General features: G+C 38.2%; 14 protein-coding genes. 10 read left to right on the forward strand and 4 right to left on the reverse strand.

What is annotated here, in order from left to right; genetic code table 11:
* Positions 1-4 precede the first annotated feature (4 nt).
* Positions 5-1954 carry a TRAP transporter permease gene (locus tag IEV74_RS14530; RefSeq protein WP_188456099.1) on the forward strand — a complete coding sequence of 650 codons (1950 nt, stop codon included), beginning with the start codon at positions 5-7 and terminating at the stop codon, positions 1952-1954.
* Positions 1955-2034: 80 nt separating this feature from the next.
* On the opposite strand, the gene trhO is transcribed toward IEV74_RS14530, so the two are convergent.
* Entirely contained in the window at positions 2035-3006 is a 972-nt protein-coding gene (trhO, locus tag IEV74_RS14535; protein WP_188456100.1) for an oxygen-dependent tRNA uridine(34) hydroxylase TrhO, read from the reverse strand.
* Positions 3007-3362: 356 nt separating this feature from the next.
* Here trhO and IEV74_RS14540 point away from each other — a divergent pair, with 356 nt between their 5' ends.
* From IEV74_RS14540 to yxiS, 3 genes are all read left to right on the forward strand, one after another.
* Entirely contained in the window at positions 3363-3560 is a 198-nt protein-coding gene (locus IEV74_RS14540; RefSeq protein WP_021288643.1) for a cold shock domain-containing protein, read from the forward strand.
* A gap of 172 nt (positions 3561-3732) precedes the next feature.
* Positions 3733-4419, forward strand: coding sequence for a class I SAM-dependent methyltransferase (locus IEV74_RS14545; RefSeq protein ID WP_188456101.1), 687 nt, complete (start codon positions 3733-3735; stop codon positions 4417-4419).
* 1 nt (position 4420) lies between these two features.
* Positions 4421-4741, forward strand: a complete 321-nt coding sequence (yxiS, locus tag IEV74_RS14550; RefSeq protein WP_188456116.1) for a protein YxiS — start codon at positions 4421-4423, stop codon at positions 4739-4741.
* 36 nt (positions 4742-4777) lie between these two features.
* Here the strand turns inward: yxiS and IEV74_RS14555 are convergent, their stop codons facing one another.
* Positions 4778-5650 (reverse strand): NAD(P)-dependent oxidoreductase, encoded by an 873-nt coding sequence (locus IEV74_RS14555; protein ID WP_188456102.1) that lies wholly within the window; start codon positions 5648-5650, stop codon positions 4778-4780.
* Positions 5651-5751: 101 nt separating this feature from the next.
* On the opposite strand from IEV74_RS14555, the gene IEV74_RS14560 reads away from it, so the two are divergent.
* The 3 genes from IEV74_RS14560 to IEV74_RS14570 all read left to right on the forward strand — a co-directional run bounded on the left by IEV74_RS14560 (position 5752) and on the right by IEV74_RS14570 (position 7348).
* Positions 5752-6198, forward strand: coding sequence for a GNAT family N-acetyltransferase (locus IEV74_RS14560; RefSeq protein WP_188456103.1), 447 nt, complete (start codon positions 5752-5754; stop codon positions 6196-6198).
* A gap of 70 nt (positions 6199-6268) precedes the next feature.
* On the forward strand, positions 6269-6931 hold the full coding sequence (locus IEV74_RS14565; RefSeq protein WP_188456104.1) for a TraR/DksA C4-type zinc finger protein: 663 nt from the start codon (positions 6269-6271) through the stop codon (positions 6929-6931).
* Positions 6932-7141: 210 nt separating this feature from the next.
* Positions 7142-7348 (forward strand): zinc ribbon domain-containing protein, encoded by a 207-nt coding sequence (locus IEV74_RS14570; RefSeq protein ID WP_188456117.1) that lies wholly within the window; start codon positions 7142-7144, stop codon positions 7346-7348.
* A 46-nt stretch (positions 7349-7394) separates the two neighbouring features.
* Here the strand turns inward: IEV74_RS14570 and IEV74_RS14575 are convergent, their stop codons facing one another.
* Together IEV74_RS14575 and IEV74_RS14580 are read right to left on the reverse strand one after the other, a co-directional pair.
* A complete protein-coding gene (locus IEV74_RS14575; RefSeq protein WP_188456105.1) occupies positions 7395-8198 on the reverse strand; it encodes a zinc ribbon domain-containing protein in 804 nt (267 codons plus the stop codon).
* A 228-nt stretch (positions 8199-8426) separates the two neighbouring features.
* Complete coding sequence (locus IEV74_RS14580) at positions 8427-9764, reverse strand: S1C family serine protease (protein WP_229683207.1); 1338 nt, start codon at positions 9762-9764, stop codon at positions 8427-8429.
* Positions 9765-9929: 165 nt separating this feature from the next.
* Here IEV74_RS14580 and IEV74_RS14585 point away from each other — a divergent pair, with 165 nt between their 5' ends.
* From IEV74_RS14585 to typA, 3 genes are all read left to right on the forward strand, one after another.
* Positions 9930-10616 (forward strand): response regulator transcription factor, encoded by a 687-nt coding sequence (locus IEV74_RS14585; RefSeq protein ID WP_188456106.1) that lies wholly within the window; start codon positions 9930-9932, stop codon positions 10614-10616.
* Between the two features lie 2 nt (positions 10617-10618).
* Positions 10619-11953: a sensor histidine kinase gene (locus tag IEV74_RS14590; RefSeq protein ID WP_188456107.1), complete on the forward strand. Its 1335-nt coding sequence runs from the start codon at positions 10619-10621 to the stop codon at positions 11951-11953.
* Positions 11954-12057: 104 nt separating this feature from the next.
* The gene (gene typA, locus IEV74_RS14595) at positions 12058-13887 is read left to right on the forward strand and encodes a translational GTPase TypA (RefSeq protein WP_188456108.1); all 1830 of its coding nucleotides are present in this window, start codon (positions 12058-12060) and stop codon (positions 13885-13887) included.
* The last annotated feature ends 303 nt before the right edge of the window (positions 13888-14190 follow it).

Genomic DNA, 14190 nt, shown 5'->3' on the forward strand with positions numbered 1-14190 from the left:
AACCATGACTGCACAGGCTACAGAACAGATTGACCAGCATGAATTGATGAAAAAGTACGATAAGGAAAGTAATTTTCGTACAAATTTAGGACCATGGGGATGGGTAACGCTCATTTTGGGTGGTGCTTTAACCATCTTCCAGCTCTATACTGCATATAAAGGTGCTTATGTTTCGTTAATTCAAGGGGCTATTCATCTAGGTGCAGCATTATGCTTGGTATATCTGTTTTATCCAATAAAATCATCGATGGTGAAAAAAAGAGGTGTACCTTGGTATGACGCATTACTAGCATTTGCGGCACTATTTACCAATTTTTATATTATTTACAGTTATGATCGCTTAATCAATGAAGCAATCATATTTGGTTTTACAGCATTTGATCAAATTGTTGCAACAGCAGGTATCTTGCTTTTATTAGAGGCAACAAGACGTGTTGTAGGTCTTCCAATTGTAATAATTGCCATTGTGGCATTACTTTATGGGTTGTTAGGTCAATATATTCCGGTTATTGGACACGCTGGGTATGATTGGCCATCACTAGCGACAGAAATGTTTTTTAGTTCAAGTTCTATATTTGGTATCCCAATACAGATTTCATCTACGTATATCTATTTATTCTTATTCTTTGGCGTGATGTTAGTAAAAACAAATATTGGGCAGTTTTTTAATGATATTGCTTTACGCTTAACCGGTAAATATACTGGTGGAACAGCAAAAGCAGCGGTAGCAGCCAGTGGTCTGCAAGGGATGGTAAGTGGAAGCTCTGTTGCGAACACAGTAGGTTCTGGATCATTTACAATTCCAATGATGAAAAACGCAGGATTTAAGCCGCACTTTGCTGCTGCAACAGAAGCATCTGCCTCGACTGGTGGACAAATCATGCCCCCAATTATGGGAGCTGCAGCATTCATTATGGCGCAATATACAGGGATTCCATATAACGAAATCATTGTAATTGCAATCATTCCTGCTATTTTATATTTCTCCGGTGTATTTTTAGGTACACATTTTGAAGCAAGGAAGCAAGGTGTTTTGGGATTAGCAGCCGATCAGCTACCAAAAATAAAAAATCTGGTAAAGCGGTTAGATTTATTCCTTCCACTCGTGATCATCATTGGCTTTCTTCTTGCTGGTTACACCCCAACGTATGCTGCGTTATTCGCTATAGGTACGGCGTTTGTAATTAGTTTCTTTAGAAAAGATACGAGAATGTCACTAAAAGAAATTATTAAAATTCTTGAGGAAGGTGCGAGGACTGCATTGCCAGTTATCGCGGCTTGTGCGACTGCAGGTATAATCGCTGGTACGGTAACGACTACAGGATTAGGACCGAAAATTGCTGGCGGAATTATTGAACTTGCACAAGGACAATTCTTCCTAGTTATGTTCTTTACAATGATTGCGTGTATCATTTTAGGAATGGGTCTGCCTACTACAGCAAACTATGTTGTAACAGCAACAATGGCTGCACCAGCATTATTGGCCTTTGATGTGCCAGTAATAGCTGTTCATATGTTTGTATTCTATTTTGGAATTGTGGCCGATATTACGCCGCCAGTTTGCTTAGCCGCTTATGCCGGCGCAGGTATAGCCGGCGCGAACCCGATGAGGGCGGGTGTGACGGCTGTAAAACTGGCTGTAGCCGCGTTTATTATTCCTTATATGTTTGTTTCGAATCCAATTCTTCTATTACAGGGAGATGCTAACGTAACAAACGTATCTATTGCTGTTATCACTGCACTGCTTGGAATGGCAAGTATTAGTGCAAGTATGATCGGGCATTTTATTAACAAAGTAAATTGGATTGAGCGGATTGTATTATTTGCAGGTGGAATATTACTGGTTTACCCAGATCCAATATTCTCTCTGATCGGATTTGTACTTGCTGGAGCGATTGCAGCACTTCAATATGTTCAAAGTAGGTCGGATAAAGCAAAACAACAAGCATCATAGTCAAAGGGACAGGTGGATAAATTCTTGCCTGTCCCATTTTTTGCAAATAAAAAGACGACCCTGAATAGGCCGTCCATACTTTATGCTTCTTGCTTCATATTTTCTCCAAGTGCTTCAAGCCTGTGCTGGATTTCTTCCTGCGATAAGTCATGTTCCTTTACGTACATGTTTCGTGGACTTACACGGCATTCATGTGTGCAGCCACGCATATATTTATGCTCATTTTCTTCAGAGCAGAGAATTTGCTTATTGCATTCAGGGTTTGCACAATTTACGAAGCGTTCACAAGGCTGACCATCAAAGTAATCAACCCCTACGATAACGTGTTCTTTATGATTAACCGGAACAGAAATACGTTCATCAAATACATAACATTGACCGTCCCATAGTTCGCCTTGCACCTCGGAATCTTTGCCATACGTAACAATTCCGCCATGAAGCTGATTTACATCTTCAATTCCCTCGTCCATTAGCCAGCCGGTAAATTTTTCACAGCGAATGCCGCCGGTGCAATAGGTTAATACTTTCTTTCCTTTGAGCTGTTCTTTGTTCTGCTGAATCCATTCAGGCAAATCACGAAAAGATTCAATATCCGGGTTGATTGCTCCGCGGAAATGGCCAAGCTCATACTCATAATCATTTCGTGTATCTAAAATAATTGCGTTTTCATCCTGCATTGCATCGTAGAATTCTTTTGGTGATAAGAATGTTCCTGTTTTTTTAATTGGGCTGACTGCATCGTCGAGTCGAAGTGTAACGAGCTCTGGGCGATGTCTTACGTGCATTTTCTTGAATGCATGCTTATCATGTTTGTCGATTTTGAATGTCATGTCTTGAAAACGTTCATCGCCATGCATGAATGTCATGTATTGTTCTGTCTGTTCAATTGTGCCGGATACTGTTCCATTAATTCCTTCTTTTGCAATCAGAATCCGTCCCTTTAATCCTAGATCATTGCAAAATTTCAAATGCTCCTCTGCAAATATTTCTGGATCCTCGATCGGTACAAATTTGTAGTACAATAAAACCTGATATTGTTCTGTATTTTCCATATTGATTTACCACCTATCATTCATATTTGCAAGATATAAATGCATGGCAGTCCTATTATATTATAATCTTGCAAGAACTTATTTTATCAATGTTGACTTATAATTTCAAGCTTATCAGGGAGTTTAAACGCATGTTTTCCAAGCCTGATTAATTAAAAGAAAATTGTGTTTTTTAATTAAATTTATTATATCATTTTGTTTAATTTGCTTGCTTTATTAAGGATGAAAGGGTAAACTTAAAAGTGCAAAAGGAAATTGGAGTTTGAATAATACTTTACGATCTCTTTATCAAAGTGGTGTAATAGTATTTATGATTCAATTACTTTGCACGATATTTGTATAAGGAGGTCATTTTAATGACTGGTAAAGTAAAATGGTTTAATGCAGAAAAAGGCTTCGGTTTCATCGAACGTGAAGACGGAGACGATGTATTCGTACATTTCTCAGCTATCCAAGCTGAAGGTTTCAAAACGCTTGAAGAAGGCCAAGACGTTGAATTTGAAATTGTTGAAGGTAACCGCGGACCACAAGCAGCTAACGTAACTCGTCTATAATAATATATAAATCCAAAAAGGCTTATCTCAACCGTGAGATATGCCTTTTTTTTGATAAATGAGACTACAGGCGCTTTCTATTTTCGTTCTTATAAAAAACTGCTAAAAGCTTTCCAACCATATAAAAATCCTCTATCATTGAAATAAGTATTTAGCGGAAAGGGTGACATAAATGGGATCCTTTGACTGGCATGAAGAGGCAAAAAAACAATGGGATAGCCGTGCCGATTTTTGGAATGAAAGAAGTGTCAATATGTGGGATAAAGGAAGCAGGAAAGATATTATCCCTTTTATCGAGAAGTACATTGCAAAAGGTAAAAAGATTCTTGATATTGGCTGTGGTGATGGATATGGTTCCTTTAAATTGCATCAATCTGGATATAACGTTATGGGAATGGATCTTTCTACGGAAATGATTAGCCGTGCCAAGAAGCGATTGCAAAGCGAAGAAATTAATTTTTTGCAAGGGGATGTTAATCATTTACCCTTTGATAATGAAAGCTTTAATGGAATGATGGCAGTGAATGTGCTGGAATGGACTGAGGTTCCTTTAAACGCTCTAAATGAATTATGGAGAGTTTTAAAGAAGGATGGGTTTTTATGTGTGGGTATACTAGGTCCAACAGCGGGACCACGTGCAAATAGTTATCCACGACTGCATGGAGAGAAAACGATTTGCAACACGATGATGCCATGGGAATTTCAGCAATTGGCAATTGAACATAAATTTGAATATATAGACGGATTTGGAGTTTATAAAGAGGGTGTAAAAGAAAAGCATTATCAGGATCTCCCAATTGAATTAAATCAGGCCCTGACATTTATGTGGGTATTTATGCTGCGAAAAGTCGGTGAGTAAAATGGACAATAAAGATATAGAAAAACAAGTTATAGAAAGCTATCAGAACGATGAAAAAATGATGATTTTAATATATGCACAGTGGTGTATAAACAATGGCCATGATCCTAGGGAACTATATCAAAAAGCTTATCCAGACCAAATGAAAAATGCTGCTTTAAATGAAGCATTAGAACTGACAGTGTCAAAAGAAGAATCAGAAGAAATACCAAATCAAACCGTAATAAATGTGCTGCAGCTTTTTGGCAATGACGATTTAGCATTCCTTGTTCAGGCAGAAATTGATCAAGCAAATAAGAATAAAAAGCTCCACAGACACTAGTCCTGAGGAGCTGATAAAGTAAAATCAGAAATAGAATTACTGAAATAGTTTTACCAAGGCTTGGGTACCACTATCATTTTCACCCTTTTCAGCAAGCTCTTTGTATAAACTTAATGAAAGAGATAACCCAGGTGTTGATAAACCCAGGTCTTGAGCTGATTCAAGCGCAATCGTCATGTCTTTTATAAAATGCTTAACAAAAAATCCTGGTGCATAATCCCCTTTAACCATTCTTGGCGCCAAATTGGATAATGACCAGCTTCCTGCAGCGCCAGTTGTAATACTGTCAAGTACACTTACTGGATTAAGTCCTGCTTTTTTAGCATATACAATTGCTTCACATACCCCGATCATATTTGAAGCGATTGTAATTTGGTTACATAATTTTGTATGTTGCCCAGCACCAGCATCGCCCTGTAAAATTATTTGTCCGCCCATAATCTCCAGAAGTGGAAAGACCTTGTCAAATGCAGCTTGATCACCACCGGCCATAATCGCAAGCGTTCCATTTTTTGCTCCAACATCGCCTCCAGAAACAGGCGCATCTAAAGCTTTTATTTCTTTTGCGGTAGCTTGTTTATAAATCTCTTCAGCTAATGAAGGCTTTGATGTTGTCATATCAATAACATATGTGCCTTTTTCTGCATTTTCAAGTATGCCGTCCTTACCAAAATAAATCTCTTCAACATCATTTGGATAGCCCACCATTGTTATGATTACCTGAGAGGATTTTGCTAATTCCGCAATTGAACTTTTCCAAACGGCACCATTATTCAGCAGGCCCTGTGCTTTGTCTTTCGTCCTTGTATAAATGGTTAAATTGTATCCCGCTTTTTGTAAATTTGCTGCCATGCTTTTCCCCATTACTCCGGTTCCGACAAAGCCTATAGTACTATCCTTTGTTATCATTATATCGTTGCTCCTTTTGTCCGTAATACTAACAATTTCGACAAAAAGGAGCTAAAATCCTTTTTAAATGTGGTATAGTATTCAAAAAAAGGATGGATTTTATGAATTGGTATATTAAATCATTTCAAGAGTTTTCCGCAGACGAATTGTACCAAATTATAAAGGCTCGTGTGGATGTTTTTGTTGTGGAGCAGGCTTGTCCGTATTATGAATTGGATAACCATGACCAGCGTTCGATTCATTACTATTTAAAGGTTGATAATGAGATTGCGGCTTATGTTCGGATTGTACCTAAAGAATCAAAATATCCTGAGGTTTCGATTGGACGGGTACTGGTTTCCGAAAAATTCCGCGGACAGGGGTATGCAAAGGAAATTATGCAGCGGGCAATTGAGTACATTTTTGAAGAATGGAACGAAAACAAAATAAAGATTCAGGCGCAGGAATATTTGAAGAAATTCTATTCATCGTTTGGATTTAGGCAAATCAGTGATTCATATTTAGAGGACAATATTCCACATATTGACATGATTTTAGAGAAGAAATAAAGAATCAACTTACTGCTTTTACACATAGTATAACTAGCAATCCCTTTCTTTTGAATGGAGGCTGGTTACAATGATTACAAACGATCAATTAAATAAATGTAAAGTAGCACTCGAGGAACGTCAAAATGAACTAATTAAACATGTACAGGATCACTTTGGCCTGAAATTTGAATTTGCGCAGGAATCGATTGGGGAATTGTCCAATTATGACAACCATCCTGCTGAACATGGAACTGCACTTTATGACCGGGAAAAGGATGTGGCATTGAATGAGCATGCCGAAGAAGAACTGGAGGAAATAAATGAGGCGCTTCATGCAATAGAAGATGGTACCTATGGAATATGTACGAAATGCGGAAGAGATATACCATATGAACGTCTGGAAGCAATTCCGACAACGGACGTATGTATTGAACATGCCTCAAACAATACTTTTGAGCGGAATCGTCCGGTTGAAGAGGAAGTATTTAGCCCGAATATTAATCCGAATGATCCCGGTGATGAAATAGAGACAGAATATGATGCAGAAGATGCATGGCAGGATGTAAGTCGCTATGGTACATCCAATACGCCATCAGATATTTACGGTGATCAGGAAAGTTATGATGAAATGTATGCAAACAGTGATGAAAATGTTGGGGCTGTAGAGGATTTAGAACAATTTTTGTCAGCAGACATTGATGGCAATTTCACCGGTGTTACGCCAAATCATAATAAATATGAAAAGGATTAAAATCAACGCACAAGCCATTTTATAGCTTGTGCGTTTTATGGGAAAAATGTAAGGATTTGGTCATATTTGAACTGTTGAAATACATATGCAATTCCCGCTGAATCCTTAGCCAAGTGGCAATCCATTAAAGAAGCATGATAGTGTCCTCAATAATAAAAAATGAAACAAATACAGCAATTATTTCGTAATACATCTAAAGGAGTGAAAAAAATGGAAGAATCTAAAGGATGTATTAAATGTGGCAGCACAGATGCTGACAAAAAAGAAGTGGCTATGACCGGGACTGGCCTATCCAAAATGTTTGATGTGCAAAATAATCAGTTCATCGTAGTATACTGCAAGAACTGTGGATACTCCGAGTTCTATAACAAAAGAAGCTCAACTGGCGGAAATATATTTGACTTTTTCTTTGGATAAATGAAAAGGAGGATGCTTTACTGTATAAGCATCCTCCTTTAACTAGCTAAAATCCACCGAACAAGCTGCCCCCCATTAAGCTGCTAAGAATGTTCTGAATGAATGACTGAATAAAGAATCCAAGTACCAACAATGAAACAACGTAAATTGCGATTAATACATAAATACGGTCAAACCCACTTGCAGGCTGTTCAAGCAGGATAAGTGTAGGTGCGATTAACAGTGTACCTAAGATACTAACCAATATAAGTAATCCTGAAAATGAAGAAAGGCCAACCAATGTAAACAAAAACCCGATTACATACAATACAAGGAAAGGTGTTAAATATCCACCATATTTTGCAAGAACGTCTGTGAATGACAATGTTTGGCCAGTTATCTTAACCCCTGCAAACGTTAAAGCTGCTACTATTATAAATAAGATGATAAATTCGATTAAAGGCAAGATAAAACTATCAAAAAATGAAAAAGACGGACCACCGAAAAATCCGGTTGACACAGAGTTAAGGGATAAATGATAGCCTAAAGCAATTAATATTGAAAAAATAACGATTGTAATGGATGCAGAGATTAAATCATTGCTGTTAGCTTTTTTTGCTTCACCTGGACTTCTTAGCAGTGTGACAAAAAAGTGGCCAAAATTCGACCCTGCTGTTTTTAATTTTTCTGCTGCTTCATTTGGTTTCTGTACATTCCCCGTTTGTTCACGTTGCCCAGATTGGTTTACCTGAGGGGCCATGTTAATCGTCGGGTCAGCAGTAGCAGCATATTCCTCATTAGGCAGCTGTGCACCACAGTTCGTACAAAATTTTCCTTCCTCTGTTTGTTGACCACAGGATGGACAATTCATAATATCACTTCCTTTAAATATTTTCCTTAATATGTATACTTTCGACAATGTTCTATTAAATCCTCTTTTTAATACGCTATTTTCTTGATGTGATTAACACAAAGGACAAATCCATTCGGGTTCACCGCACTTGGGCAGAGATCCATCGAAAGTACATATATAATAGATTATATCGATTTGAAATAAAAAAAGAAGGGAAATTCCCTCCTTTTTAATTTCAACCTGCTTTTAGTTCTCTTTTCGCTCCGCTAAAGTAAGTTCTGTTGTTTGTTTTTTTCCATCTCGATAAAATTCAACTTTAACCTTATCACCTATAGATGTTTCTGAGTACATATATTTTCTTAAGTCTAAAATGGTAGTTATTTTTTGGTCGTTTATTTTCGTTATAATGTCAAATTGCTTTAGTCCTGCATCAGCAGCAGGGGAACCAGTCTCAACGGCTGCTATAACCATACCGCCATCAACATCCTCAGGAAGCTGAATTCTGTTTTGATATTGTCTAGGTACTTGCTCTAAAGCTGCTGTACTAATGCCAATAAATGGACGTGCAACTTCACCCTTCGTTTCTAATTGTTCCATAATTGGAAGTGCGGAATCGATTGGAATTGCTAATCCGATACCTTCAACCGTTTCCTGGGCAATCTTCATCGAGTTTATACCAACAACTTCACCATCAGAATTTACTAATGCACCACCACTATTACCAGGATTGATTGCTGCATCTGTTTGAATTACTTCTGTTACCCAATCAGGTCTGTTATCACCATTTGTATCAATATCAATGGAGCGTTCAAGACCACTTACAATTCCTTTTGTGACAGATCCTGAGAAAGTCATTCCTAATGGGTTGCCTATTGCAATAACGGTTTCCCCAACTTTTAAATCCTCGGATGAACCAAGTTTCGCAACAGTTTCTATTTTACTGCCATCGATTTCTAAAACGGCAAGGTCTGTTAAAGCGTCTGATCCTAACACTTTTGCTTTGATATGCTCTTCATCATTTAATACGACTTCCACTTCTTCCGCGCCTTCAACCACATGATTATTTGTTACGACATACGCTTTGCCATCTTCCTTTTTATAAATAATTCCAGATCCTGATCCAGCTTCCTTACTTTGAGTCCAAACATTTTGCTGCTGCAGATTCAAAACACCGACAACTGCTTCAGATGTTTCATCGATACTGGAAGCTACATCACCATCACCAGAAGCGATGGTTTGCGTGATTTCCGGGTCTTTACTGTCTTGTTCCGCTGAGGCTGAGCCGTCATTACTGTCACTTGAGCTGATTGGAATAATGTTGGATGTAAATAAAAACACGACAACAACAGCTGAAATTAATCCGCCAATTATGCCACTTAAAAAGGAATGTGACCTCGAGTGAGACTTGAACTTTTTACCTCTGTTTTCCTTAGCGTATTGTGCTAAACCTTGGTTTTTTTCAATATGACTCTGTGTGCTTTCAGTATTGCTGTATTCCTCCTGTTGAGCTGGGTTATTGTCTACTGAATGCTCAGATGAACTTTGATTATTCATGTGTTCCTGTTGATTATCGTTGTGTTCCATCTAATCACCCTTTATGTTTTTTAGTATAGCTTTATTGTACAAATGCTATTTGGGAGGATTTTGGTAAAAATGTAGAAAAAGTGTGTAATTTGCTTTTCCGTGTGTACATGGACTATCTTGTGTACAATAGAATTAAATAGATTTGGAATGATTGGGGGCAGGCAGATGCAATACCATATTGGAGTTGTAGAAGATGATGAAAATATCCAAAATATCGTGAATGCCTATTTGAAAAAAGAAGGCTTTATAGTTAGTATACTTGGATCGGCCGAGGAAGGATTTGAAATGTGGGAAAAGCAGCCCCCGGATATGTGGATACTGGATATCATGCTTCCAGGTATGGACGGATATGATTTTTGTAAAAAGATACGGCAGGAAAGTGATGTACCGATCATTATTATTTCTGCAAAAGATGATGAGATTGATAAAATACTTGGATTGGAGCTTGGCGGAGATGATTATTTAACAAAGCCATTTAGCCCAAGGGAGTTAATAGCAAGGGTCAAGCGGCTATTTAAACGTTCACGAACAATGAATGAAATGAACGAATCCTCTCAAGAAAAGGTGAGAGTGGATCAATTATTAATTTATAAAAGTGATCGTCGTATTTTCTGGAAGGGAGCGGAGCACGAGGTTACAACGAAAGAATTCGATATGCTTCTATTATTCGCAGAGAATGTTAATCGCGCGTTTTCAAGGGAGGAATTATTGATTCAGGTTTGGGGAGAAGATTATTTTGGAAGCGACCGAGCAGTTGATGATTTAGTAAAACGTATACGAAAAAAACTAGACGGTATTCAGCTCGAAACGGTATGGGGCTTTGGGTATCGGTTTCGAAGCGAAGAGGAATAACGATGAAACTTCATTATCAACTGAATGCAGCATTTACAACATTACTGCTAGTGATATTGTCTGTTACAGGATTTGTCATATACTCTTTAATTTTAAATTTATTAGTTCAGGATGAGCAGCGGCAATTGAAACAAAATGGTGAGTTAATTGTTTCATTTTTGAACGAAGAATTTGGTACAATTCAAAACTTTCAGCAGTTCAGTGATTTCTTAGAGGAGCAGGATTTGCAATTATTTGTATATGACAAACAATTAAATCGCGTTCTCGATTCAACAATGTCTAAAAATGTGGAAAATGGATTTTTTATAAATAACAATTTTACTGATGAGAAAGAGTCCTTGTGGGAATATGGCAATGATAAATATGTAACATCGAGAATTGCATTTTATCCTGAAAGCAGAGGGCTTGAGCTTATTTTGCTGACCCCGCTAAATGACCTTCAGGCAGTACAGCATAACTTTTTTGTACGGCTGTTAATTGTGTTTATTGTAGGAACGGGTGCAGCTGTTTTGCTTAGTTATTTTTTAACAAACAAGTTGGTTACTCCCCTTTCAAGACTGAAATTGCAATTGAAAAAGATAGAGAAGAGGCAATTTGATCAGATTGAACGTATCAATGCTACTGGTGAGATAAAAGAGGTTGAACAAAGTGTAGTTGAAATGGCTGAGGAGCTGCAGCGATATATGAAATCACAGCAAGCTTTTTTCCAAAATGCAAGCCATGAGCTTAAAACACCATTAATGACTATTCAAGGCTATGCAGAGGGTATTCGGGATCATATTTTTGATAAGGAAGATGAAGAAAAAGGCTTGGAAGTGATGGTTACAGAGGTGAAGCGTTTAAAAACAATCATTAATGAAATGATATTGTTAGCAAAACTGGACAGTGAGCAAGCAGTTTATCAGCCTGAGGAAATTCGGGTAAGTGAATTAATTGATCAGGTTGTAGACCGTGCATTGCCATTAGTAAATGAAAAAGGAATTTCCTTTGTTCGTGACATAGACGCAGATTTAATGCTACATGCCGATCAAGAAAAACTGCTGCGGGCATTATTGAATATAACATTCAATGGTATTCGCCATGCAAATTCACAAGTGAAAATCGAAGCCAAGAAAATAGATCGTACTGTTTTCATCGTAATCGCTGACGATGGGGAAGGGGTTCCAAAGGATTTAGTGCAGCATATTTTCCATCGTTTTGTTAAAGGTAAAAACGGGGAAACAGGGTTAGGACTAGCAATTGCCAGGGCTATAGTCGAACAGTCCGGTGGAAAGATAGCTGTTGAACAATCGGAACTTGGCGGTGCTAAATTTGTGCTGCGATTTTCCCGGCAATAACGGGATAGGTATTAATTTTTTAGCAAAAAATATAATATGATGTCGATAAATATGATATAATAGTATGGTTTGAGTTATTCGTAACGAAAGAGGAGCGTACGTCTATGCAATTAAGAGAAGATATTCGAAATATCGCGATTATCGCCCATGTTGACCACGGGAAAACAACACTTGTGGATCAGCTGTTAAAATACTCAGGAACTTTCCGTGAAAATGAACACGTTGATGAACGTGCGATGGATTCTAATGATATTGAACGTGAACGCGGAATCACGATTCTTGCGAAGAACACGGCAATTAAATATAACGATACAACAATCAATATTTTAGATACACCAGGTCACGCTGACTTCGGTGGTGAAGTGGAACGCATTATGAAAATGGTTGACGGTGTACTATTAGTTGTGGATGCATATGAAGGCTGTATGCCACAAACACGATTTGTGTTAAAAAAAGCATTAGAACAAAAACTGACTCCGGCTGTTGTTTTAAATAAAATTGATCGCCCGGGTGCACGGCCGAATGAAGTTATCGATGAAGTTCTGGACTTATTTATCGAACTTGGCGCAGATGATGAACAGTTGGAATTCCCTGTAGTATATGCATCTGCATTAAACGGTACATCTGGGGAAGAACCTGATGATCAGCAGGAAACAATGGATCCCATTTTTAAAACAATTATGAATCATATCCCAGCACCTGTTGATTCAACCGGGGAGCCTTTGCAATTCCAGGTAACATTGCTTGATTACAATGATTATGTAGGCAGAATTGGAATTGGACGTGTATTCCGCGGAAAAATCAGTGTCGGCCAGCAAGTTACTGTTATGAAAATGGACGGGTCCCAAAAACAATTCCGTATTACAAAATTGTTTGGTTTTATTGGTTTAAAACGGATTGAAATAGAAGAAGCCAAAGCCGGGGACATTGTTGCAATTTCAGGGATGGAAGACATTAATATTGGAGAGACAATTTGTCCGGTGGAACATCCTGAGGCATTGCCAATGCTGCGTATCGATGAACCTACACTGCAAATGACATTCCTTGTAAACAATAGTCCGTTTGCAGGGAAAGAAGGTAAATATATAACATCGAGAAAAATTGAAGAACGATTAATGAAACAACTAGAAACTGATGTTAGCCTTCGTGTAGATCCAACAGAATCACCTGATGCGTGGGTTGTGTCTGGCCGTGGTGAATTACACTTATCCATTTTAATTGAAAATATGCGAAGAGAAGGCTATGAATTACAGCTTTCCAAGCCACAGGTTATTATAAAAGAAATCGATGGTCAGCAATGTGAGCCTTATGAACGTGTACAAGTAGACGTTCCTGAAGAGTATACGGGGGCAGTCATGGAATCACTCGGTGCACGTAAAGGTGAAATGATCGATATGGTGAACCATGGTAATGGCCAAGTTCGTATCGAGTTTAAGGTACCTTCACGTGGATTAATTGGTTATACAACTGAATTTATGTCTCAAACACGCGGGTATGGGATTCTAAACCACACATTTGATGCATATGAGCCACTTTTTAAAGGCCAAGTCGGCGGAAGAACGAGAGGGGTTCTAGTTGGACTCGAAAATGGTAAAGCATCCACATATGGTATTATGAAACTGGAAGACCGTGGCGTAATCTTTGTTGAACCCGGTACTGAAATTTATGCTGGTATGATCGTTGGAGAACATAACCGTGACAATGATCTGACTGTAAACATTACTGTTGAAAAGCATTTAACAAACGTCCGTTCAGCAACCAAGGATCAAACTGCGACAATCAGAAAAACAAAAAGTATGTCATTAGAGGAAGCGATCGAATATTTAGGTGATGACGAGTATTGTGAAGTAACACCAGAATCGATTCGCCTACGTAAGAAGATCTTAAATAAAAACGAACGTGAAAAAGCAGCAAAAAGAACGAAATTAGGGTAAAAACAATCCAGTAAAAGTGTATGTTATCACACTTTTACTGGATTTTTTAAAAGGTTTTTTATAAATATTTTGCTTTTGCTACGCAGTTTCCGTAAAATGCGACGTAAATACTTGTGGTGATTTTGCATTATTTTGGACGCTCTTTGGTCCCGCAGCCCGTATACACTTCGCTTTCCGTGGGCGGCTGATGAGCCTCCTCACGCTGGGTGTTCGTCGTGTTGCAAGCATTTTCGGCGATGCTGCACTCCTCACAACTCGTAGCTTATTCGGTGGATGTTTTGCTCGTCGCTCCGGGGTCTCACC

The sequence above is a fragment of the Virgibacillus oceani genome (assembly GCF_014638995.1).
Classification (GTDB): domain Bacteria; phylum Bacillota; class Bacilli; order Bacillales; family Amphibacillaceae; genus Virgibacillus_E; species Virgibacillus_E oceani.